We start from the raw sequence: 21,881 nt of genomic DNA, 5'->3' as shown, positions 1-21,881 counted from the left end.
CTTGCCAACGGCGATTCCGTGAGAGCCATACCCGGAGCCCCAGGGCCCACCGATCCTACGAATGACCAGTTCAGACCCAACAAAGAAGGTAGGACATTTCCGTCACGGTGATCTATCGGGCCGCCACCGGCTTCGTTACCCCGTCCGGGGCGCGTACATGATCACCGCGACCCCCGCGAGGCACAGCAGCGCGCCGATGACGTCGTAGCGGTCCGGGCGGTAACCGTCCGCGACCATCCCCCAGGTCAGGGAGCCCGCGACGAACACGCCGCCGTACGCGGCGAGGATGCGGCCGAAGTGGGCGTCCGGCTGGAGGGTCGCCACGAAGCCGTACACACCCAGCGCCAGGATCCCGCCGCCGATCCAGAGCCAGCCGCGGTGTTCCCGCACGCCCTGCCAGACCAGCCACGCGCCGCCGATTTCACACACCGCCGCCGCGAGGAACAGGACGATCGAGCGCAGGACCACCCCGGGATACTAGCTCCCGTGCCGTTCACGCTGAGTCACCCCGCTGCCGTGCTCCCGCTGGCGAGACGTCCCCTCGTCCCCTCCGCGCTCGTCGCCGGGTCGGTCGCGCCGGACGTCTTCTGGTTCGTGCCACGGCTGCCCGGCGTCGGCCTGACGAAGACGCACGAGTTCGCGTCGGTCCTCTGGCTCGACCCGCTGATCGCCCTGGTCCTGCTGGCCGTGTTCCACGTCCTCCTGAAACGGCCGCTGCTGGCGCTGGCGCCGTCTGCGTTGGCCTCGCGGCTCCCGCGCTGCTTCAGCTGGAAACGGCCGGGCTGGATCGCGCTCTCGCTCGTGCTCGGTGCCGCCACGCACGTCGGCTGGGACGCGTTCACCCACGAAAGCGGCGGGCTGCCGTTCCTCAAGATCCCGATCGTCACCGGCGTCGACGTCGGCCGGCTGATCCAGCTGGTCAGCACGATCGCCGGCGCCGCGGTGCTCGCCTGGTGGCTCGTGCGCTGGTACCGCGCCGCGCCTGCGCGTCCGGTTCCGCCGGGCACGCGACACCGCACGGCCGTCACCGCGTTCCTGGCGGTCGGCGCCCTCATCGGCGTTCTGGTGCAGGTGCTGCCGTTCCTGGCCCACCACGACCCGATGACCAGCGCGGGTGTCGTCGGCAACGCGACCTACCTGATGGTCACCGGCGCCTGCAGCGGGTTCTTCGCCGCGCTCGTCCTGTACGCGCTGGCCTGGCACGCGCGGTATAGAGTGTTATACACAAAGCGGGCCACCCGGGAGGGTGGCCCGCTCGAGGTGCGAGACGTCAGACGGTGAAGCCGAGGGCGCGCAGCTGCTCGCGGCCGTCCTCGGTGATCTTCTCCGGGCCCCACGGCGGCATCCAGACCCAGTTGATCCGGAAGTCCTTGACCAGGCCGCCGCTGGTGAGCGCGGCGTTCGTCTGGTCCTCGATGACGTCGGTCAGCGGGCAGGCCGCCGACGTCAGGGTCATGTCGAGGGTCGCCGTGTTGTCCGGCTCGACGCGGATGTCGTAGACCAGGCCGAGGTCGACGACGTTGATCCCGAGCTCGGGGTCGACGACGTCGCGCATGGCTTCCTCGACGTCCTCGATCTTGGCGAGGTCGAGGTCCTGCTTCGCGGTGGTCTCGGCGTCGAGGTCGGCGGCGGTGCGGCCCTCACGAGCGGCAGTGGCGGTTTCTTCGGTCATGCTTCCTCAGCTCCACTGGTGGTCCGGGCGACGGCGTCCTTGAAAGCCATCCAGCCGAGGAGGGCGCACTTCACGCGGGCCGGGTACTTGGCGACGCCCGCGAAGGCTACCCCGTCCTCCAGCACGTCCTCGTCCGGCTCGACCTTTCCCTTGCCCTGCATCAGTTCCACGAAGGCGTCCATGGTGGTGAACGCCTCGTCGATCGTGTGGCCGACGACGAGATCCGTCATGACCGACGTCGAGGCCTGGCTGATCGAGCAGCCCTGGCCGTCGTAGGAGACGTCGGCGACCTTCCCGTCGTCGACCTTGACCCGCAGCGTCACCTCGTCGCCGCAGGTCGGGTTGACCTGGAACGACTCGGCGTCGAACGGGTCGCGCAGGCCGCGCCCGTGCGGGTTCTTGTAGTGGTCCAGGATGATCTCCTGGTACATGCTCTCCAGGTTCACCGCGCCACCCCGAAGAACTTCTGCGCCTCGCGGACCCCCGCGACCAGGGCGTCCACTTCGGACAGATCGTTGTACAGGTAGAACGACGCGCGCACGGTCGCCTGGGCGTTGCACGCGCGGTGCAGCGGCCACGCGCAGTGGTGGCCGACGCGGACGGCGATGCCGAGGCTGTCGAGCACCTGGCCGGCGTCGTGCGGGTGCACGCCGTCGATCACGAACGACACGGTCGCGCCGCGGTCCTTCAGATCCGTCGGCCCGACGATCCGGACGCCCGGGATGGCGCCGATGCCCTCGAGGGCCGCCGCGGCGAGCTCGTGCTCGTGCGTCGCGATGCGGTCCATGCCGATGGCCGAGAGGTAGTCCACGGCCGCGCCGAGACCGATGGCCTGCGACGTCATCGGCACGCCGGCCTCGAACCGCTGCGGCGGCGGCGCGAAGGTCGAGCCCTCCATGCGGACCATCTCGATCATCGACCCGCCGGTCAGGAACGGCGGCATGGCCGACAGCAGCTCGGTGCGCCCGTAGAGCACGCCGATGCCGGACGGGCCGAGCATCTTGTGCCCGGAGAACGCGGCGAAGTCGACGCCGAGGGCGTGGAAGTCCACCGGGAAGTGCGGCACCGACTGGCAGGCGTCGAGCACGGTGAACGCGCCGACCGCCTTGGCCTTCTCGACCAGGAACTCGACCGGGTTGACCGTGCCGAGCACGTTCGACTGGTGCGCGAACGCGACCACCTTGGTGCGCGGCGTGATCAGCTCGTCCACATCGGACAGGTCGAGGCGGCCTTCCGGCGTCACCTTGAACCACTTCAGCGTCGCCCCGGTGCGCTGGCACAGCTGCTGCCACGGCACGAGGTTCGCGTGGTGCTCCATCTCGGTGACGACGATCTCGTCACCCGGGCCGACGACGAAGCGCGCGGCTTCCGGGCCCGCGGTGGCGGCGTTGCCGAACGAGTAGGCGACCAGGTTGATGCCCTCGGTGGCGTTCTTGGTGAACACCAGCTCCTCGGGGTCGGCGCCGACGAACTCGGCGATCTTCGCCCGGGCGGACTCGTAGGCGTCGGTCGCTTCTTCGGACAGCTGGTGCGCGCCGCGGTGGACGGCGGCGTTCGACGTGACGACGTAGTGCCGTTCGGCGTCGAGCACCGCTTCCGGGCGTTGGGACGTCGCCCCGGAGTCCAGGTACACCAAGGGTTTCCCGTCGCGGACGGTGCGCGACAGGATGGGGAAGTCGGCCCTGAGGGCCGCCACGTCCAGTGGCAAAGAGCTGGCCGAGGTGGTGGTCATCGGGCCGACTCCTCTCATTCTCGGTGTGTACTGGCGGAAGTCAGAGCGCGGCGGGCTCGGGCTTGCCCACGTACTTGACGTAGCCGTTCTCCTCAAGCTCGTCCGCCAGCTCCTTGCCGCCCGACTCGACGATCTTGCCGCCGGCGAAGACGTGCACGAAGTCCGGCGTGATGTGCCGCAGGATCCGGGTGTAGTGCGTGATCAGCATGACGCCGACCTCGCTCGAAGCCTTGTACGCGTTCACGCCCTCGGAGACGACGCGCAGGGCGTCGACGTCGAGGCCGGAGTCGGTCTCGTCGAGGATGGCGAACTTCGGCTTGAGCAGCGCCAGCTGCAGGATCTCGTGGCGCTTCTTCTCGCCGCCGGAGAAGCCCTCGTTGACCGAGCGCTCGGCGAACTCCTGCGAGATCTCGAGCTTGCCCATCTCCTCCTTGACCTCCTTGACCCAGTGGCGCAGCTTGGGGGCCTCGCCACGGACCGCGGTGGCCGCGGTGCGGAGGAAGTTGGACATGGACACGCCCGGCACCTCGACCGGGTACTGCATCGCGAGGAAGAGACCCGCGCGGGCGCGCTCGTCGACGCTCATCTCGAGGACGTTCTCGCCGTCGAGGAGCACCTCGCCGGAGGTCACCTGGTACTTGGGGTGACCCGCGATGGCGTAGGACAGCGTGGACTTGCCCGAGCCGTTCGGGCCCATGATCGCGTGCGTCTCGCCCGACTTGATGGTCAGGTTGACGCCCTTGAGGATCTCCTTGGCGCCCTCGTCGGTCGTGACCGAGGCGTGGAGGTCCTTGATTTCCAGCGTTGCCATGAGTTTTCTTTCCTGAAGTCTGAGGTGGACGGCGTCAGGCGCCAACGGCTTCGAGCTCGGCCTCGATCGCGGCTTCGAGGCGCTCGCGCACCTCGGGGACGTCGATCTTCACCAGGATCTCGTGGAAGAACCCGCGCACGACCAGGCGCCGCGCGGCTTCTTCGGCGATCCCGCGCGACTGGAGGTAGAACAACTGCTCGTCGTCGAACCTTCCCGTCGCGCTCGCGTGGCCGGCGCCTTCGATCTCGCCGGTCTCGATCTCGAGGTTCGGCACGGAGTCCGCGCGCGCCCCGGGCGTGAGCACCAGGTTGCGGTTGAACTCGTAGGTGTCGGTGGCCTCGGCCGCGGCGCGGATCAGCACGTCGCCGATCCAGACCGTGTGCGCGCCCTCGCCCTGCAGCGCGCCCTTGTAGCCCACGCGCGACTTGCAGTTGGGCACCGCGTGGTCGACGAAGAGGCGGTGCTCCTGGTGCTGGCCGCCGTCGGCGAAGTAGACGCCGAGCATGTCGACGTCGCCGCCCTTGTCGGTGAAGGTCGCCGTCGGCGAGACGCGGACCAGGTCACCGCCCAGGGTGATCACGGTGTGCCGCAGCGCGGCGTCGCGGCCCAGCTTCAGGTGCTGCTCGGAGACGTGCACCGCGTCGTCGGCCCAGTCCTGGACGCTGACCACGGTGACCTTGGCGCCGTCGCCGATGACGAACTCGACGTTGTCGGCGTAGGTGCCGGAGCCGACGTGGTCGAGCACGACCACGGCTTCGGCGAACGCCTCGGCGCGGACCTGCAGGTGCCCGTAGGCGACCTGGTCCTCGCCCGGGCCGTGGATGCGCAGCACGGACGGCTTCGACGCCTTCGTCTCCTTCGGCACCGTCACGACGGTGGCCTTCCGGAAGGACGAATACGCCTGGGCGGCGATGCGGTCGCTCGGGACGCCGGCCTGGCCGAGCCGCGAGTCGTCGCGGCCGACGGTCTCGATGGTCAGCTCGGGCGCGGCGTCGGCTTCGAGGGTGATCTCGCCGGTGGCGACCGCGCTGCCGTCGTGCAGCCCGCGAAGGCGCTTCATCGGCGTGAAGCGCCAGTTCTCCTCACGGCCGCTCGGGACCTCGAAGGCCTCGACGTCGTAGGAGGTGAAGCGCTCCGCGCGGGAGGCGGCCGGGATGACCGCCCCCTCGCGGAGTCCTTCGGAAACGTTGTTCTCGGTAACCGACATGACTAGCCGACGGACCCTTCCATCTGGAGCTCGATCAGGCGGTTCAGCTCGAGCGCGTACTCCATCGGCAGCTCACGGGCGATCGGCTCCACGAAGCCGCGCACGATCATCGCCATCGCCTCGGCCTCGTCGAGGCCGCGCGACATCAGGTAGAACAGCTGGTCCTCGCTGACCTTGGACACCGTGGCCTCGTGGCCCATGGACACCTCGTCGTTGCGGATGTCCACGTACGGGTACGTGTCCGACCGCGAGATGGTGTCGACGAGCAGCGCGTCGCAGACCACGCTGGAGCGCGAGTGGTGCGCCCGCTTCGCCACGCGGACCAGGCCGCGGTAGGAGGTGCGGCCGCCGCCGCGCGCCACCGACTTCGACACGATGGTCGAGGACGTGTGCGGCGCGAGGTGCTCCATCTTGGCGCCCGCGTCCTGGTGCTGGCCCTCGCCCGCGAACGCGACCGACAGGACCTCGCCCTTGGCGTGCTCGCCCATGAGGAACACCGACGGGTACTTCATCGTCACCTTGGAACCGATGTTGCCGTCGATCCATTCCATGGTCGCGCCCTCTTCGCACTTGGCGCGCTTGGTGACCAGGTTGTAGACGTTGTTCGACCAGTTCTGGATGGTCGTGTAGCGGCAGCGGGCGCCCTTCTTGACGATGATCTCCACGACCGCCGAGTGCAGCGAGTCGGACTGGTAGATCGGCGCCGTGCAACCCTCGACGTAGTGCACGTACGCACCTTCGTCGACGATGATCAGGGTGCGCTCGAACTGGCCCATGTTCTCGGTGTTGATCCGGAAGTAGGCCTGCAGCGGGATCTCGACGTGCACGCCCTTCGGCACGTAGATGAACGAGCCGCCGGACCACACCGCCGTGTTCAGCGCGGAGAACTTGTTGTCGCCGGCCGGGATGACCGAGCCGAAGTACTCCCGGAACAGCTCCGGGTGCTCCTTGAGCGCGGAGTCGGTGTCCAGGAACAGGACGCCCTGCTCCTCCAGGTCCTCGCGGATCTGGTGGTAGACGACCTCGGACTCGTACTGCGCGGCGACGCCGGCGACGAGGCGCTGCTTCTCCGCCTCGGGGATGCCGAGCTTGTCGTACGTGTTCTTGATGTCCTCGGGCAGTTCCTCCCAGGAGGTGGCCTGCTTCTCCGTGGACCGCACGAAGTACTTGATGTTCTCGAAGTCGATCCCGGAGAGGTCGGCCCCCCAGTTGGGCATGGGCTTCTTCTCGAAGAGCTTGAGCGCCTTGAGTCGCGCTTCGCGCATCCACTCCGGCTCGGACTTCTTCCCGGAGATGTCGGTGACGACATCCTCGTTCAGCCCGCGACGGGCGCTGGCGCCCGCCTCGTCGGAGTCGGCCCAGCCGAACGCGTACTTGCCAAGGGACTCGATGGTCTCTTCCTGGCTCAGTGGCGCGGTGGTGGGAGTGCGCTGCTCGGCAGCGGCAGTCATGCGGGTTTCCCTCCATTCGGGATCCGTGCTTCCTCCGGGGACCGCAGCGGGGCCGTCCTCGGAGGCTCTGTGCTTACCGGCTCGGGATGGGCCGGCTGACCCGCCGTGACGGGTACGTGGGTGGTGCACGCGGAGTCACCGCGCGCGATGGTCGCCAGCCGCTGGACGTGGGTGCCCAGCAGCTGCGCGAACGCCTCGGTCTCGGCCTCGCAGAGCTGCGGGAACTCCGCGGCCACGTGGGCGACCGGGCAGTGGTGCTGGCAGAGCTGTGCGCCCACGTTCTGACCGGGGGCGGGCGCACCGACCTGACGGGTCGACGCAGCGTAGCCCTCCCTGGTCAGCGCGGTCGCCAGGGCCTCGGCGCGTGCCGCGGGATCACTCGATCCGGTGATCGCCGAGCGGTGCGGCCCGACCAGCTTCTCGATGCGGCGCTCGGCGAAGGCGCGGACGGCGTCTTCGCCGGCGTGCTCGGCGAGGAAGCGGATGGCCGACACGGCCAGGTCGTCGTAGGCGTGCCCGAAGCGCGCGCGGCCGGGCTCGGTGAGGAGGAAGAGCTTGGCGGGACGACCCCGGCCTCGGGGTCCCCGGCGCGGCGCGTCCCGCGTCTCGGCCTCGCCGTCGGCGAGCAGCGCGTCGAGGTGCCGGCGGACGGCCGCCGGGCTGATCCCGAGCTGCTCGGCGACCACGACGGCGGTCATGGGACCCTGTTCCAGCAGCAGCCGGGCGACCTCGTGCCGGGTCTTGCCCTCGGCGCTGACCTGCGACGGGACGTGCGGGTGCGCGGCGCGGGGCATGTCGCCGCCCGCCTGGTCACCCGCCTCCGTCTTTTTCACAACACAAGTGTGTCTTATTTCCGGATGACCCGCAAAGGCGGGGTCTTCGGCAGTGACCCGACTCACTCCGGGGCGGACCGATACCCTGCACGCGTGGCTGTGGGCGAACATCCTGCTCAGCAGGAACGGCAAGTGGCGGAGCTGGACACCGGGAGTGCCCACCCCGTCACGCTTTCGCCCGTCCGCCCGCTGGAGCCGCTGCCCCTGGAGGCCGACGAGCAGCGCGGCCTGAACGTCGTCCGCCGCTTCGGCACGGTCGGCTCGCTCTTCCTCGCCCTGGGCTCCCTGGGCGCCGGCGCCGCCCCGGTGATCAACCCGGTGCAGGAGATCCCGGTGCTGCGGCTGTTCACCCGGATCCCGACGGTGTCGCTGGCCATCGCCATCTCCGGCATGGGCATCCTCGTGCTCAGCTGGCTGATGCTCGGGAAGTTCGCCCGGCCCGACCGCGCCCGGCTCGCCTCGCAGGGCCAGCTCGCCCGGACCATCGCGCTGTGGGTGCTGCCGCTGCTGGTCATCCCGCCGCTGTTCTCCCGCGACGTCTACAGCTACCTCGCGCAGAGCGAGATCGTGCACCGCGGCATGGACCCGTACGTCCTCGGCCCGGCGCAGGCCCTCGGCGTCGCCGACCCCTTCACCGCGGGCGTGTCGAACATGTGGCGCGAGACGCCGGCGCCGTACGGGCCGCTGGTGCTGCGCCTCGGCGGCTGGCTGGCGCCGCTGGCCGGCAACAGCATCGCCGTCGGCGTGCTGCTGCAGCGGCTGCTCGCGCTCGCCGGCGTCGTCCTCATCGTCTGGGCGCTGCCCCGGCTGGCCCGCCGCTTCGGCGTCCAGCCCGCGACCGCGCTGTGGCTCGGCGCGCTGAACCCGCTGCTGATCTTCCACTTCGTCGCCGGCGCCCACAACGACGCGCTCGCTGTCGGCCTGATGCTCGCCGGCCTCGAGGTCGGCATCCGCAAGCTGCCGATCCGGGTGAAGGGCGACACGCCACCACCGCTCGCACGCGGGGAACTGCTGTACATCGGCCTGGGCGTGGCGATCATCACCTTGGGCGTCGCGGTCAAGCTGCCCGCGGTGTTCGCGCTGCCGTTCTTCGCCGTCATGGTGGCGCGGCGCTGGCACGGCCGGCTCAAGGACCTCTTCTACGCGGGCGCGCCGATGGCGGCGTGGTTCGGCGTGGTCCTCGTCGCGGTGTGCTTCGGCACCGGGCTCGGCTTCGGCTGGGTCGGCGCGACGTTCAACACCCCCGGCCTGGTCCGCTCCTGGATCTCCCCCACCGCCGAGCTCGCCAACCTCTCCGGCGTCCTCGGCATCGCGCTCGGGCTCGGCAACCACACCAACGGCCTGGTCCCGATCCTCGGCGCGCTCGGCTACCTCATCGCCATCGCCATCACCGCGAAGTTCCTGTGGGACAGCTTCAAGTGGCGCTACCGGCCGATCATCGGCCTGGGCGTCTCCCTCGGCGCGGTGATGATCCTGCAGATCAACCTGCAGCCCTGGTACGTGCTGTGGGCGGTCATCCCGCTGGCCGCGGCGGCCGGGACGTCCCGGTTCCGGGTGGCCGCGGCGGTGCTGTCCGCCGCCCTGCCGTTCCTGCTGCCGCCGACCGGCAGCACCTTCGACGGCCGCCCGTACGTGCTGCCGTTCGCCTACGTCGCGGCGATCGTCGTGTGCGGCGGCGGGATGCTCGTCGTGCGGCGGCTCGCTCCCGTCTTGCTCTCCAGGCCGTCCCCGCGGCTGCCCGCGCATGTCGAACCCGTATCGTGACCCGATGTGAGTGCCCCCGCCGTCGAGATCACCGGGCTGGTGAAAAGCTACGGCTCCACCCGCGCGGTCGACGGTCTCGACCTGCGGATGGAGCGCGGCAGCCTGCTCGCCCTGCTCGGTCCGAACGGGGCCGGCAAGACCACCACCGTCGAGATCTGCGAAGGCTTCCTCAAGCCTGACGCCGGTTCGGTGCGCGTGCTCGGCCTCGACCCCGTCCGCGAGTCGGCGCAGCTGCGGCCTCGCGTCGGGATCATGCCCCAGGGCGGCGGCGCCTACCCCGGCGTCCGCGCCGACGAGATGCTCAACCTGGTGGCCTCCTGCGCGGCGTCCCCGCTGGACCCGGCGTGGCTGCTGGACGTGCTCGGGCTGGCTTCGGTCCGGCGGACGCCGTTCAAGCGCCTCTCCGGCGGGCAGCAGCAGCGGCTTTCGCTGGCGTGCGCCCTGGTCGGGCGGCCCGAGCTGGTGTTCCTCGACGAGCCGACGGCGGGCATGGACCCCCAGGCCCGCCGGCTGGTGTGGGACCTGCTGTCGGCGTTGCGCCGCGACGGCGTTTCGGTGCTGCTGACCACGCACCTGATGGAGGAAGCCGAGGCGCTGGCCGACACGGTGGTGATCGCCGACCACGGCAAGGTCGTCGTCTCGGGTGCGCCGCAGTCGCTGACGGTGGACGAGAGCGGCAACGCGGGCCTGCGGTTCAAGGCCCGCACGCGCCTGGACACGGAGCTGCTGACGGCGGCGCTGCCGGAGGGCTACGCGGTGCGCGAGTCGGCACCGGGCACGTACGTCGTGGTGGGCTCGGTCGACCCGCAGGTCGTGTCGACGGTCACGGCGTGGTGCGCCCAGCAGGGCGTCTTGCCGGAGGAGCTGCAGGTCGGCAAGCGGACGCTCGAAGAGGTCTTCCTGGAGCTGACCGGACGGGAGCTGCGGGCATGACTTCGTTCCCCGCCGGGACCTTCACCCCCGCACCGGGCCGCGGCTCGCTGGGCCGGATGCTGCGCACGCACGCCCGGGTCGAGGCGAGCCTGACCCTGCGCCACGGCGAGCAGGTGCTGCTGACGCTGCTGATCCCGCTGGCGTTGCTGATCGGGCTGTCGCTGCTGGACATCCTGCCGGCTTCCTCGCTCGGCTCGACGTCCAAAGTGGACTGGATCACGCCCCGCATCCTGGCGCTGGCGGTGATGTCGTCGGCGTTCACGGGCCAGGCGATCGCGCTGGGCTTCGACCGCCGCTACGGAGTGCTGAAGCGCCTGTCGGCGACGGCGTTGCCCCGGTGGCTGCTGGTCGCCGGCCGGCTCATCGCCGCGCTGGTGGTGGTCGTGCTGCAGTCGGTGATCATCGGCGTGGTGGCGGCGTTCCTCGGGTGGTCGCCGTCGGCGTCCGGGCTTCTCGCGGCGGTCCTGCTGCTGGTGCTGGGGACGCTGGCCTTCGGGGCGCTGGGCGTGCTGCTGGGCGGGGCGCTGCGCGCGGAAGCCGTGCTGGCGCTGGCGAACATCGTCTGGTTCGTGCTGCTGCTGGCCGGCGGGATCCTGCTGGCGCCGTCGTCGTTGCCTTCGGGGCTCGCCGCGGTGGTGGAACTGCTGCCGTCGGGAGCGCTGGCGGAGGGAATGCGAGCGGCGCTGGTCGACGGCTCGTTCGCCCCCGGGCCGATGCTGGTGCTGGCGGTGTGGGCGGTGCTGGCGGGGGCGTTGGCCGCGCGCACCACGAAACTCACCTGAGTCCGATCGGGACGGGTAGAAGTGACCTCACGGACGGCGTGCCGTCCTGAAAAGGTCATCCGGATTCGCATCCGGACCCCAGGGGGCAGCTTCACATGGTTTCGAAAACCCGCGTCTTCTTGATCATGCTGCTCCTGCTCGTGGTGGCGATCGGCGCGATCATCCTCCTGGTCAAGCTGGACGCGGGAGCGTTCTGGGTCCGGACGGTTCCCCTCGCCGTGCTGGGCATCGGGGCGGCCATCGCGCAGTCGATGGGCTGGTTCCAGAAGAAGGCCAAGAAAACCGAGTGACCTAGGTCCCTTGCGGCCGCGCCGCCGTTCTGGGCGCCGGGACCTGCCGAAAGCCCGTTTCCCGCGCGGTTCTACCATCGACGGCGTGCCGTTCACCAGCCTCGTCGCCCGCCTGCCGTTTCCGTCCGCCGCCGTGCAGCGGGCCGTCGGGATCGCCGCCGTCGTCGCGCAGGCGCTGATCGGCGTCACCGGCTCCATCGTGCGCGTCACCGGGTCCGGTCTCGGCTGCCCGACCTGGCCGCAGTGCGTCGCCGGCAGCCTGGTGCCCAAGCACGACTCCGGCATCGACGCGCTCAACCAGTGGATCGAGTTCGGCAACCGGCTGCTGACCGGCGTCGTCATCGTCGTCGCGGCCATCGCGGTCATCACGGCGTGGCGCGTGCAGGTCGACCACCCGTCCCGCACGCGCCTGGTGAAGCTGGCCTGGACGATGCCCGGCGGCGTCGTGCTGCAGGCCGTCGTCGGCGGGATGACCGTGCTCGCCAAGCTCGAGTGGTGGACCGTCGCGATCCACTTCCTCGCCACCACTCCCCTGGTGTGGCTCGCGGTCCTGCTGCTGCGCGCATTCCGCGAGGGCGACGAGCCCGCGCGCTCGCTCGTCCCCGCGTCCGGCCGGGGCATCCTGGTGGCGCTGGCCGTGGTGATGTGGCTGGTCCTCGCGGCGGGCACGACGGTGACCGGCGCCGGCCCGCACAGCGGCGACATCAACACCCACCGCCTCGACGCCCCGGTGGAGTCGCTCGCCCAGGTCCACGGCGGGCTCCTGGTCCTCTACTTGCTGCTGCTCGCGGTGTTCGGCCTCCAGCTGATGCGCATCGGCGCGCCGAAGGAGCTCTGGCAGCGCTACACCTTGGTGTGGGTGGTCGCGGTGGCGCAGGGCGGGCTCGGTTCGCTGCAGTACGCGCTGGGCGTGCCGGAGGCGATGGTGTCGTTCCACGTGCTCGGCGCGATGGCGGTGATCATCGCGACGGCGTCGCTGTGGGTCGGCAGCCGCGACCGCGGCCCGGCGGTGTCGCTGACGGCGGCGCCTAAGGAACTCGCCACCGCCTGAGCAACCGGCGGCCACCCGGCCGTAACACCCCTCGGCTACGGTCCGCCCCATGACGACGCGCTCCGCGCCCAAGCCGCTCATCTCCCACTGCCGGGGCACCGGCGAGATGCTCGTGCTGAAGACGTTCCTGCTGGTGCCGTTCGCGGCGCTCCTGATCGCGGTCCCGCTGGTGTGGGGCTGGGGCATGACCTGGATCGACCTAGCGCTGGCGGCTGTGTTCTACGTGTTCGCGACGCTCGGCGTGACGGTCGGTTACCACCGCTACTTCACGCACGGAGCGTTCAAGGCGTCCCGGCCGTTGCGCGTGGCTTTGGCGATCGCGGGCAGCATGGCGGTCCAGGGATCGGTGATCTTCTGGGTGGCCAGCCACCGCCGTCACCACGCTTTCGCGGACCGCGAGGGGGATCCGCATTCGCCGTGGCTGTTCGGAACGTCCCCATCGGCGCTGCTGCGCGGCTTCTGGCACGCGCACATGGGCTGGATGTTCTCGCGCGAGGTGACCAACGCGGACCGCTTCGCCCCGGACCTGGTGGCGGACCGCGACCTGCGGGTGGTGAACCGGTACTTCTGGCTGTGGATCACGTTGAGCTTGGCCCTGCCGGCGGTCCTGGGCGGGCTGCTGTCGTGGTCGTGGTGGGGTGTGGTGACGGCGTTCTTCTGGGCGGGGTTGGTCCGCATCGCTTTCCTGCACCACGTGTCTTGGTCGGTGAATTCGATTTGCCACCTGATCGGGGAGAGGCCGTTCGCTTCCCGCGACAAGGCGGCGAACTTCTGGCCCCTGGCCCTTTTGTCCATGGGCGAGTCTTGGCACAACTCGCACCACGCGGACCCGACTTGTGCTCGGCATGGGGTGTTGCGGGGGCAGGTGGATGTCTCGGCGCGGGTGATCCGGACTTTCGAGCAGCTCGGCTGGGCGACCGATGTCCGGTGGCCGCGAGCTGACCGGTTGGCCGCCAAGCGCTCAAGCGCGCAAGCATAACGTGCGCGTATCGACACGAAAGAGAGCTGACCCGCTCGATCGTGTCGCCCAGTTCCTCTTACGGTGAGCCAACTTCCCATCACCGAAGGAGACCTCATGGACGAGCGCAGCACGAGCGGGAAACTCGGGCGGATTGCCGCCATCGGCACCCTGATCCTCGCTCTGGCCGGGGTGATCGCCCCCATGTCGAGCAGGCAGGAGCCGGTTGACACCACCGCCACCACCGTCCTCGCGGGCGGCGGTGGCGGAAACACCGGCAACTAGATCACCGAACGGGAAATGATCTCTCGTGACCGGTGCGATATACATCGGTCACGAGGATTTCCACCTGAAGGCAATTCCGTACGCCTCCCGCGGATGGCACCCTTCGACGAAGGTGTGCCGGACGAAACCGTCCCGGACGGGAAGCAAATGCGGATCACCGTCCGGCGGTTGCCGCGTCCGTTCGTATTCCAGTTGTTCCGCGTACCACCAGCACGCCTCGGGCAGCTGCTTCGCGTCGAAGGTCAGCTGGATCGTCAACCCGCCGGGCTCGATGCCGTGGTGGTCGATGTCGACGTTGACCCACCTGCGTTCCTCTTCGAGCTGCCCGTCGAGCGCCTCGGAAACGAACGTGTAGCGCTCGCCCTTCCGCAGCGTCCGGCGAAAGCTCAAGCGCGCCTGAATCGGGTCGCCTGTGTGCGCCCTCGGCGAAGCGACCACGCGGCACGCCCACAAGGCGGTCACAGGCAGCTCCGCCGAATCGTGAGCCCATCCGATCAACGCACGCGTGTCGTAGCCGTCAACTCCGTCCTCACAGGCGATGATGTCGCGCTCGGTGATGCGGCGCCGGATCGTCCGGCGGTGCATCACCGCGGTGATGAGCATGCGTTCGATGAACACCGGCTGCGCCCCTCGCGAGGCCGCTCTTGCCCGCCAGACACCCCGCTCCACCGCCGCCCGGCCGATGTCGATGTACACCGGCCAGTCCCGACCGGCCGCCAGTTTCTCCGCCAGCGAGGCCGCCAGCGCCGCGAGCGACAACCTCCAGGCTTGATGCATCGGCGTGGGGGTGGTCGGCGGCGGATCGCCGAAGACGCCCGGCAGCAGCATCAACTGCCGGAAGCGGTCGCCCAGCGTCGCTTGCCAAGCGGTACCGTCCGGCGCCGGCGGGACCCGGAACGCCGCCATCAACGTGGTGCGGCGGCGAGAGTTCGCGGCCGCGCCGATCTCGTCGACCAGCAGGCCCCACACGGCGTACGCGCGCAACTCGGGCGGTAACGACGCAGTCGGCGCCACCAGGGGGCACAGCACAGCCGCCGGTTCGCCCGCCGGGTTCTCGGTCGCGTCGCGGAAGAAGTGAAGCGGCTCGCCGTCTTTGCGTTTCGCCAGCCAGCGCAGCGCGGCTTCGACTTCCGCGGGCGAAGCCGCGACGTCTCCTGGTTCGCTGCCCATCCCGATCGTCATGACGCCCTCCGCTACCCCGCGACGAAGATCGACAATTCCCGACAACGAGGAAAAGCACGGCGACAACGAAAAATCCGGTCCGGAAACAAAAGATCATTCCCGGCCAGGCCCGTCGCCGGTCACCATCGCCTGGGAGTACTAGTACACCGATAAAGGGGTAGCACAGTGACCGAGGAAAGGACAAGCGAGCCGACGCGAAGCCGCGGGCTGCGGGAACTGATCAAAGTCGGCCTGAGCGGGATCGGCGGGCTCTACCTGCTCACCGGCTCGATCGCCGTGACCACGATCGGCGCCATCGTCGCCCTCGCGTTGGCCGCCGTGCGATGACTACGCCAGCTGCTGCCGCACCGCCGACGCGAACCTCATCGCCGCGGCCGGGTCCGTCTGGCGGAAGCCCAGCGATGGCTCCGTCAGCTCCAGCTCCAGCAGCAACGGCTTGCCGTCCGCGCCGCGGACCAGGTCCACCCGCGCGTACAGCAGCTCCGCGCGCAGGATGCCCAGCAACGCCGATGCCGCGTCCAGGACGTCCTCCGCCAGCGCCACCGCGTCCGCGGGCGGCGACGCCGGAGCCAGCTTCTCCGACAGGTACAGGCCCGACGAGTCCATTGTGGAGCCCAGCATCGCACCCTTGGAGAACGCGTGCGAATAGATTCCGCCCAGGTACACCAACGCCAGCTCGCCGTCGGTGTCCACACTGGACTGGTACGGCTGGATCAGCGCCGTGTGGCCCTCGGCGTGCAGGGCGGCCACGTGCGCGGAAGCATCGGCACCCGCGGCGAACCGCGCCGCGCCTCGGGAACCCGCGCCCACCGACGGCTTCACCACGAAGTCCGACGACGGGAAGCGAACCGGGTCGCCAGGAGAAACCAAGACCGTCGGCACCACCGCGACACCCGCGTCGAGCAGCTCGACCAGGTACGACTTGTCCGTGTTCCACCGGACCACCGCCGCCGGGTTGAACAGCGCCGGCACCGACTCGCACCACGAGAGGAACGACTCACGTCGCGCCGCGTAGTCCCAGGTCGCCCGCAGGATCACGGCGTCGGCGGACGCGAAGTCGGCGTCGGAATCCCAGGCCGCCCACGCCACCGAAAAGCCCAGCGAAGACAAAGCGGGCACCACGGCGTCGTCGTCGCCGTCGCCCGAAGGGAGCTCCGCGCAGCCGACCAGGATCGCGCTGGGGCTCACCGGCCCGCCATCTTGCGGCGGTGCTCCGGGCCGATCTTCGTCTGCTTGACCGTCTCCGCGTCCCACGTGGCTGGTGCGAGGTCCTCGACCGATTCGACCAGCGCCTCGCCGGTCGCCACCGAGGGCACCACGACGTCGCCCAGCGCGCCGTCGGCGCCGACCAGCACGACGCGCGCGCCGGCCCGGCCGATGTTCTCCACCACCGCGCGGGACGGCTTGCCGTGCGCCTTCACGAACTTGCGGGCCGCGCCCAGCTGCGCGCTGGTCGGCGGGACGACAGCTTCAGATGTTTCGGACACGTACCGAACCATAACCAAAGGAGAGCCGGAACGCGGAACAGCGTGGCGTCGGCCATAGTTGCACCGGGAGAACCCGACCCGAGGAGGACGCATGCCCACCGCAGTGCAGGTGACGAAGACCGGCGGCCCGGAAGTGCTCGAAGCGGCCGAAGTGGACGTCCCGGCCCCGCAGGCCGGCGAGCTGCTGGTGGACGTCGCCGCGGCCGGCGTCAACTACATCGACACCTACCAGCGGCAGGGCATCTACCCCATCGACCTGCCGTTCGTTCTCGGCCTCGAGGGCGCGGGCACGGTCGTGGAGGCGGGCGCGGACACCGGTTTCGCGCCCGGCGACCGCGTCGCCTGGCAGGGCGCCCTCGGCAGCTACGCCGCACGCACGGTCATCCCGGCGTCGATCGCCGTGAAGGTACCCGAAGGTGTCTCGCTGGAGACGGCGGCCGCGACCATGCTGCAGGGCATGACCGCGCACTATCTGGTCGCCTCGACGTTCGAGGTCAAGCCCGGCCACGACGTGCTGGTGCACGCGGCCGCGGGTGGCGTCGGCCTGCTGCTGACCCAGCTGGCGAAGGCGCGCGGCGCCCGCGTGATCGGGACGGTGTCGACCGAGGAGAAGGAGAAGCTCGCCCGCGAAGCCGGCGCCGACGACGTGATCCGCTACGACCGCGACGACTTCGCGAAGCTCGCCCGCGAGCTGACGAACGGCGAGGGTGTCGACGTGGTCTACGACGGCGTCGGCAAGGACACCGTCGACGGCAGCCTCGCCAGCCTCAAGATCCGCGGCCTGCTGGCGCTGTTCGGCGCGGCCAGCGGCCCGGTCCCGCCGATCGACCCGCAGCGCCTCAACTCGGGCGGCTCGCTGTACCTGACCCGCCCGACGTCGGCGCACTACACGCGGACGCGCGAGGAGATCGACTGGCGCTCGAAGGAGCTGTTCGACGCGATCCAGGCGGGCGAGCTGACCGTCCGGATCGGCGGCAAGTACCCGCTGGCCGACGCCCGCAAGGCCCACGAGGACCTGCAGGGCCGCCGCACCACCGGCAAGCTCCTGCTCATTCCCTGACCCACACGGCGCGCCAGTGGTAGCCGTCCTGCTCGGCGCGCTCGGCGGTGAACTCGACCTCGGCACCCTCGTGCAGTTCCCGGAACGTGTTCGGCGGGGCCTCGATCATCGAGAAGTGCACCCAGACGGGGTCGTCGAAGCCCGGTGCTTCGACGACCCCCCAGCCTTCCTCGGCGTGCCATTCGCGGACGCGGCCGCGGTGGGTGGCCACGACCGCTACGAAGCGACCGAGACGGCGTCGGTGACGAAGACCAGCGTCTCGTTCGGCTTGATGCCCTGGCCGCCCTGGCCGTACGCCAGGTCCGGCGGGATGATCAGCAGGCGGCGGGTGCCCTGCTTGATGCCCTCCAGGCCCTGGTCCCAGCCCGGGATGACCTCGCCCGCGCCGAGGTTCAGGTCGAACGTCTGGCCGCGGTCGAACGAGCTGTCCAGCTTCTGCTTGTCCGACCACGTCACCAGCAGGTAGTTCATCTTGAGCTTCTGACCGGACTTCGCCCCGGCGCCGGTGCCCTCGGACAGGTCCTTCGTGATCAGCTTCTTCGGCGGGTCGCAGTCGTCGGGAATGGTGATCGTCGGCACCTCGCCGAACTTCCCCGTCGTCTTGATGTCGTCCGCGGTGCACTCGCGGCCCTTGCTCTGGGGCGCCTGGGCGGCGTCCGACGACGGCGGCACCGAAGGTCCCGCCGGGGCGGCGGCCTGGGTCTTGGCCTGCTGGCCGCACGCCGCCAGCGACAGCGCCGCCGCGGCGACGACCACGATCTTCCCGATCTTCTGCATGCGAGGCACCCTAGCCAAGCACGGAGAGTGCCGGGACGTCGTCACCCGTGGCGACCACGCCGAGCCGCCGCGTAGCGCGCGTCAGCGCGACGTACAGGTCGTTGAGCCCGCGCGGCGAACCCGCGACGACCTCGTCCGGCGCGACCAGCACCACCGAGTCGAACTCCAGGCCCTTCGACCGCTCGACGGTCAGCACGCTCAGCCGTTCGTCGTGGTCGGAAAGCCACGAAGACACCTCGTCGAAGCGACCGCCCGGGACCAGGACCGCCACCGTGCCACCGTCCATTTCGGACAGCTCGCGCGCCACCAGCCCGGGCAGCTCCGCGGCCAGGGACGCCGGGCGCACCGACCACGGCGGCACCCCGGTCTCCCGCACCGAAGACGGCGCCGACAGCTCCGGCGAAACCTCCGCGAGAACCTGGGCCGCGACGGCCATGATCTCGGCGGGCGTGCGGTAGTTCACGGTCAGTTCTTCGAGACGCCACCGGTTCTCGACGTACGGCGAGAGCACCTCGCCCCACGACCGCGCACCCCCGGCCGCGCCGGTCTGGGCGACGTCGCCGACCAGCGTCATCGACCGGTTCGGCGACCGGCGCATGAGCAGCCGCCAGTCCATCGCCGACAGCTCCTGGGCCTCGTCGACGATCACGTGCCCGAAGGTCCACGTCCGGTCCTGCGCGGCGCGCTGGGCGGCGGTCAGCTCGCTGCGCGCGACTTGCCGCTCGGCGAACAGCTCGGCGTCGAGGACGTCGGAGACGCGCAGCAGCTCTTCGTCGATGATCTCTTCGTCCTGCTCGAGGATGTCGAGCACGCCCTCGGCGTACGCGCGGTTCTCGCGCTCACGGCGTTTGCGCTCGACGCGGGCTTCGGTGTCGTCGACGCCGATCAGCTCGGCCAGCTCGTCGAGCAGCGGCACGTCGGCCGGCGTCCAGCGGGTGTCGCGACCGCTCTCCAGGAGCGCACGCTCTTCGGGGGACAGCAGCTTGCGGGCCGCGCCGGAGAGCCGTTCGCGGTCGGCGAACAGGTCGTCGAGCACGCTTTCCGGGGTCAGCACCGGCCACAACTCGTTCAGCGCGGCGGCGACGTTGTCATCGGCCGCCAGCTCGGCGCGGATGTCCTGCAGGTCTTGACCGTCCAGGAGGTCCTCCCCCAGCTTCCGGGCGGCCTGGCGGGTCAGCGCGTCGAGGACGTCGGAGACGAACAGGCGCCGCGCCGGGTTGTGCGGCCGCCGCGAACGGCGGGCGCGGGTCCGGGCGTCGGTGCAGGTCTTGCGGTCCAGCCGCAGCACGTCGTGCTCGTACTCGATCTCCATGACCGGCTCGGGCACGCGCTGGCGGTCGCGCACGGCGTTGGCCAGCACCTCGGCCATCACGAGCCGGCCCTTGACCTCGGTCGTCTCGCGGGATTCGACGCCGTCGGCGTCCAGGCCCGGGTAGAGCTGCCCGATGGTGGCCAGCAGCACGCCGGTCTCGCCGAGCGACGGCAGCACCTGGCCGATGTAGCGCAGGAACGTGCTGTTGGGCCCGACGACGAGCACGCCGCGCGTCGTGAGCTGCTGGCGGTGCGTGTAGAGCAGGTAGGCCGCGCGGTGCAGCGCGACGGCGGTCTTGCCGGTGCCGGGGCCGCCCTGGACGACCATGACGCCGCCGAGCGGGGCGCGGATGATGCGGTCCTGCTCGGCCTGGATGGTGGCGACGATGTCGCTCATCTCACCGGTGCGGCGCTGTTCCAGCGCGGCCAGCAGCGCGGCTTCGCCGGCCAGGCCGAGGTCCTGGCCCTGGTCGGCGGCGGTGAGGTCGAGGATCTCGTCGTCGAAGCCGGTCACCTTGCGGGTCAGCGACCGCAGGTGCCGCCGCCGGCGGACCCCTTCGGGTGAAGCCGCGGTGGCGAGGTAGAACGGCCGCGCGACGGGCGCCCGCCAGTCGACGAGCAGCGGCCGGTAGTCGTCGTCCTCGTCGAACAGCCCGAGCCGGCCGATGTAGGTGGTCTCCTCGGCGCTTTCGGGGACGAAGTCGAGCCGCCCGAAGGCGAGGCCCTGTTCGACGGAGCCGAGCTGGGCGAGCCGGTCGGTGTAGAGCGTCGTGGCGACATCGCGTTCGGTGCGGGCCTGCGGGGTGCCCCCGGCCAGCTGCAAGGTCTCGTCGAGGCGGCGCTGGGCGTCGACGCGCTCGGCGTCGAGCTTCGCGTAGAGGGTGGTGACGTACGCCTGCTCGCGGGCGAGCTCGGCGGAGAAGTCGTCCGAGGAGACGGACAAGAGCATCCTGCTTTCGCCTCAAGGAAAAAGAGCCAACCGAGTCTAACGGCCCCCGCAGCGCGATCATTCCGCCCCGAGGGCGCAGTACGGGTAGACCTCGGTGCGAGCCTGTGGGCCGGGGGAAACGCGGTCGGGGAAGTCGCAGCCCCGCCCGGCGTGGCCTCGCCGGCCCGGGGCAGTTCACCCCCGGCAGCGAAGACGATCGCGCCGAGGAGACGACGGCGCCAGGACACCCTTGCGGAAGTCTCGCACAGTGTTCGCAGGCACACCGAGAGTTCCGCTATTCCGCCCCGAGGGCGCAGTACGGGTAGACCTCGCTGCCGGGCGGGAGCACCGCCGGCAGCACCTTCTCCCCCGGCGCGCACGACACACTCGCCGCCGGAAGCTCCTCGCTCTGCGAGATCCGGCCGGTTTCAACGCGGTGAAGCACCACCGCTCCGCGACTGGTCAGCGCCCGGCAGTTCGCCGACGTGTAGCGAACCCCGCCCGGGACGGGGGTGGCGGTGACCGGCGTGTAGCCGCCCAGGCTTTCCGGGGCCAGCCACACCACCGGGCCGAACGTCACCGGCCCAGCCCCCGCGACGGCGGTGCGCTGCCCCGGCGCGAGCAGCGGTACCTCGGCGCGCGTCGAGCCGGCGGTCACCGGGATGCGGTACGCGAACTGGGCGCTGGTGTTCTCGACCACGGTCCCGGCTCCCTGCTCGACGACGCGGAGGCCACCGCCGCCGGGAGCCGCGTCGGGCGCGCCCGGGACCGCCGTGATGCGGGACGGGATGGCGCAAGCCGTGCCGAGCAGCTCGTTCGTGTCGAGCGGCACCTTGCCGCGGCCGAGGAGGGCCAGTAGCCCGAACACGGCTACCGCGACCACGCCGACCCCGATCTTCTTGAGCATCGGGGTGCTCACGGGATACCGGTGCTCGAATTCGCGACGCGGTAGAGGTCGCCGGCACGGCCGTAGTACGACCCCTCGACGACGGAGACCACGATGTGCGCTTCCGGCTGCCAGTACGCGCGCAGCTCGCCCGCTTCCGCCGGGTAGGGCACCTCCCGCAGCGGCACACCTCGCTCGACGAGCAGCGTGCTGACCTCGTCGAACGTCACCGGACCGGGGAACGCGCCGTAGCGATCGCGGATCACCCGGTTGACCAGCTCGGGCTCGGCGTACCGGAGCCGGTGGGCCTGGACCGAGAAGTGGGTCCCCTCCCAGCGCCCCTTGTTCCGCTCCCAGAAGAACTCGACCAAGCCGTGGTCGCGCCAGAGGCCGCGCTTCGACCGATTTTCGCCGTAGTCGTCGCCGAGCAGCTCCGCCACCCGCTCGGGTGACCACGTGGGGGCGGCGCCCAGAACGGTTC

At 70.4% G+C, this 21,881-nt stretch carries 26 protein-coding genes; 10 read left to right on the top strand and 16 right to left on the bottom strand.

The window, feature by feature from the left end:
* Positions 1-135: 135 nt before the first annotated feature.
* Positions 136-468: a YnfA family protein gene (locus ACZ7OH_RS49360; protein WP_400890120.1), complete on the bottom strand. Its 333-nt coding sequence runs from the start codon at positions 466-468 to the stop codon at positions 136-138.
* Positions 469-486: 18 nt separating this feature from the next.
* Between ACZ7OH_RS49360 and ACZ7OH_RS49355 the strand changes: the two genes are divergently transcribed.
* Positions 487-1,281 (top strand): DUF4184 family protein, encoded by a 795-nt coding sequence (locus ACZ7OH_RS49355; RefSeq protein WP_470287280.1) that lies wholly within the window; start codon positions 487-489, stop codon positions 1,279-1,281.
* Here the strand turns inward: ACZ7OH_RS49355 and ACZ7OH_RS49350 are convergent.
* From ACZ7OH_RS49350 to ACZ7OH_RS49320, 7 genes are read right to left on the bottom strand one after another with little or no spacing between them, the layout of a single operon-like run.
* Entirely contained in the window at positions 1,271-1,672 is a 402-nt protein-coding gene (locus ACZ7OH_RS49350; RefSeq protein ID WP_400890116.1) for a metal-sulfur cluster assembly factor, read from the bottom strand. The genes ACZ7OH_RS49355 and ACZ7OH_RS49350 overlap by 11 nt on opposite strands.
* Positions 1,669-2,118 carry a Fe-S cluster assembly sulfur transfer protein SufU gene (gene sufU / locus ACZ7OH_RS49345; protein ID WP_400890114.1) on the bottom strand — a complete coding sequence of 150 codons (450 nt, stop codon included), beginning with the start codon at positions 2,116-2,118 and terminating at the stop codon, positions 1,669-1,671. The genes ACZ7OH_RS49350 and sufU overlap by 4 nt, the downstream gene beginning before the upstream one ends.
* Entirely contained in the window at positions 2,115-3,404 is a 1,290-nt protein-coding gene (locus ACZ7OH_RS49340; protein WP_470287279.1) for a cysteine desulfurase, read from the bottom strand. Before ACZ7OH_RS49340 ends, sufU begins: the two co-directional genes overlap by 4 nt.
* A 40-nt stretch (positions 3,405-3,444) precedes the next feature.
* Positions 3,445-4,215 (bottom strand): Fe-S cluster assembly ATPase SufC, encoded by a 771-nt coding sequence (sufC, locus tag ACZ7OH_RS49335; protein WP_086678000.1) that lies wholly within the window; start codon positions 4,213-4,215, stop codon positions 3,445-3,447.
* A gap of 34 nt (positions 4,216-4,249) precedes the next feature.
* Positions 4,250-5,422, bottom strand: coding sequence for a Fe-S cluster assembly protein SufD (gene sufD, locus ACZ7OH_RS49330; RefSeq protein ID WP_470287278.1), 1,173 nt, complete (start codon positions 5,420-5,422; stop codon positions 4,250-4,252).
* Positions 5,423-5,424: 2 nt separating this feature from the next.
* Positions 5,425-6,873, bottom strand: coding sequence for a Fe-S cluster assembly protein SufB (gene sufB, locus ACZ7OH_RS49325; RefSeq protein ID WP_470287277.1), 1,449 nt, complete (start codon positions 6,871-6,873; stop codon positions 5,425-5,427).
* On the bottom strand, positions 6,870-7,667 hold the full coding sequence (locus ACZ7OH_RS49320; RefSeq protein ID WP_470287282.1) for a helix-turn-helix transcriptional regulator: 798 nt from the start codon (positions 7,665-7,667) through the stop codon (positions 6,870-6,872). The genes sufB and ACZ7OH_RS49320 overlap by 4 nt, the downstream gene beginning before the upstream one ends.
* 171 nt (positions 7,668-7,838) lie before the next feature.
* Between ACZ7OH_RS49320 and mptB the strand changes: the two genes are divergently transcribed.
* The 7 genes from mptB to ACZ7OH_RS49285 all read left to right on the top strand — a co-directional run bounded on the left by mptB (position 7,839) and on the right by ACZ7OH_RS49285 (position 13,769).
* Complete coding sequence (gene mptB / locus ACZ7OH_RS49315) at positions 7,839-9,470, top strand: polyprenol phosphomannose-dependent alpha 1,6 mannosyltransferase MptB (protein WP_470287281.1); 1,632 nt, start codon at positions 7,839-7,841, stop codon at positions 9,468-9,470.
* Between the two features lie 6 nt (positions 9,471-9,476).
* Positions 9,477-10,403, top strand: a complete 927-nt coding sequence (locus ACZ7OH_RS49310) for an ABC transporter ATP-binding protein (protein WP_400890108.1) — start codon at positions 9,477-9,479, stop codon at positions 10,401-10,403.
* On the top strand, positions 10,400-11,185 hold the full coding sequence (locus ACZ7OH_RS49305; protein WP_470287276.1) for an ABC transporter permease: 786 nt from the start codon (positions 10,400-10,402) through the stop codon (positions 11,183-11,185). The genes ACZ7OH_RS49310 and ACZ7OH_RS49305 overlap by 4 nt, the downstream gene beginning before the upstream one ends.
* Positions 11,186-11,280: 95 nt before the next feature.
* A complete protein-coding gene (locus ACZ7OH_RS49300) occupies positions 11,281-11,475 on the top strand; it encodes a hypothetical protein (RefSeq protein ID WP_470287275.1) in 195 nt (64 codons plus the stop codon).
* Positions 11,476-11,560: 85 nt separating this feature from the next.
* The gene (locus ACZ7OH_RS49295) at positions 11,561-12,526 is read left to right on the top strand and encodes a COX15/CtaA family protein (protein ID WP_470287274.1); all 966 of its coding nucleotides are present in this window, start codon (positions 11,561-11,563) and stop codon (positions 12,524-12,526) included.
* Between the two features lie 49 nt (positions 12,527-12,575).
* Positions 12,576-13,505 carry an acyl-CoA desaturase gene (locus tag ACZ7OH_RS49290; protein WP_470287273.1) on the top strand — a complete coding sequence of 310 codons (930 nt, stop codon included), beginning with the start codon at positions 12,576-12,578 and terminating at the stop codon, positions 13,503-13,505.
* Between the two features lie 96 nt (positions 13,506-13,601).
* Complete coding sequence (locus ACZ7OH_RS49285) at positions 13,602-13,769, top strand: hypothetical protein (RefSeq protein ID WP_470287272.1); 168 nt, start codon at positions 13,602-13,604, stop codon at positions 13,767-13,769.
* Between the two features lie 48 nt (positions 13,770-13,817).
* On the opposite strand, the gene ACZ7OH_RS49280 is transcribed toward ACZ7OH_RS49285, so the two are convergent.
* Positions 13,818-14,951 carry a hypothetical protein gene (locus tag ACZ7OH_RS49280; protein ID WP_470287271.1) on the bottom strand — a complete coding sequence of 378 codons (1,134 nt, stop codon included), beginning with the start codon at positions 14,949-14,951 and terminating at the stop codon, positions 13,818-13,820.
* Between the two features lie 165 nt (positions 14,952-15,116).
* Here ACZ7OH_RS49280 and ACZ7OH_RS49275 point away from each other — a divergent pair, with 165 nt between their 5' ends.
* Positions 15,117-15,278, top strand: a complete 162-nt coding sequence (locus ACZ7OH_RS49275; RefSeq protein ID WP_470287270.1) for a hypothetical protein — start codon at positions 15,117-15,119, stop codon at positions 15,276-15,278.
* On the opposite strand, the gene ACZ7OH_RS49270 is transcribed toward ACZ7OH_RS49275, so the two are convergent.
* Both ACZ7OH_RS49270 and ACZ7OH_RS49265 read right to left on the bottom strand, forming a co-directional pair.
* Positions 15,279-16,139 carry an ATP-grasp domain-containing protein gene (locus ACZ7OH_RS49270; RefSeq protein WP_470287269.1) on the bottom strand — a complete coding sequence of 287 codons (861 nt, stop codon included), beginning with the start codon at positions 16,137-16,139 and terminating at the stop codon, positions 15,279-15,281.
* Complete coding sequence (locus ACZ7OH_RS49265; RefSeq protein WP_470287268.1) at positions 16,136-16,450, bottom strand: hypothetical protein; 315 nt, start codon at positions 16,448-16,450, stop codon at positions 16,136-16,138. Before ACZ7OH_RS49265 ends, ACZ7OH_RS49270 begins: the two co-directional genes overlap by 4 nt.
* A gap of 79 nt (positions 16,451-16,529) precedes the next feature.
* Between ACZ7OH_RS49265 and ACZ7OH_RS49260 the strand changes: the two genes are divergently transcribed.
* Complete coding sequence (locus ACZ7OH_RS49260) at positions 16,530-17,498, top strand: quinone oxidoreductase family protein (RefSeq protein WP_470287267.1); 969 nt, start codon at positions 16,530-16,532, stop codon at positions 17,496-17,498.
* On the opposite strand, the gene ACZ7OH_RS49255 is transcribed toward ACZ7OH_RS49260, so the two are convergent.
* The 5 genes from ACZ7OH_RS49255 to ACZ7OH_RS49235 all read right to left on the bottom strand — a co-directional run bounded on the left by ACZ7OH_RS49255 (position 17,488) and on the right by ACZ7OH_RS49235 (position 21,840).
* Positions 17,488-17,709, bottom strand: coding sequence for a cold-shock protein (locus ACZ7OH_RS49255; RefSeq protein ID WP_470287266.1), 222 nt, complete (start codon positions 17,707-17,709; stop codon positions 17,488-17,490). The genes ACZ7OH_RS49260 and ACZ7OH_RS49255 overlap by 11 nt on opposite strands.
* A gap of 5 nt (positions 17,710-17,714) precedes the next feature.
* Positions 17,715-18,275, bottom strand: coding sequence for an FKBP-type peptidyl-prolyl cis-trans isomerase (locus ACZ7OH_RS49250; RefSeq protein WP_470287265.1), 561 nt, complete (start codon positions 18,273-18,275; stop codon positions 17,715-17,717).
* Positions 18,276-18,285: 10 nt separating this feature from the next.
* Positions 18,286-20,535: a HelD family protein gene (locus tag ACZ7OH_RS49245; RefSeq protein WP_470287264.1), complete on the bottom strand. Its 2,250-nt coding sequence runs from the start codon at positions 20,533-20,535 to the stop codon at positions 18,286-18,288.
* A 274-nt stretch (positions 20,536-20,809) separates the two neighbouring features.
* Positions 20,810-21,433: a hypothetical protein gene (locus tag ACZ7OH_RS49240; protein ID WP_470287263.1), complete on the bottom strand. Its 624-nt coding sequence runs from the start codon at positions 21,431-21,433 to the stop codon at positions 20,810-20,812.
* Positions 21,430-21,840: a hypothetical protein gene (locus ACZ7OH_RS49235; protein ID WP_470287262.1), complete on the bottom strand. Its 411-nt coding sequence runs from the start codon at positions 21,838-21,840 to the stop codon at positions 21,430-21,432. The genes ACZ7OH_RS49240 and ACZ7OH_RS49235 overlap by 4 nt, the downstream gene beginning before the upstream one ends.
* Positions 21,841-21,881: the final 41 nt, after the last annotated feature.

The sequence above is a fragment of the Amycolatopsis sp. NPDC114478 genome (genome assembly GCF_055633805.1).
This window is presented reverse-complemented; position numbering and strand designations above follow the sequence as displayed.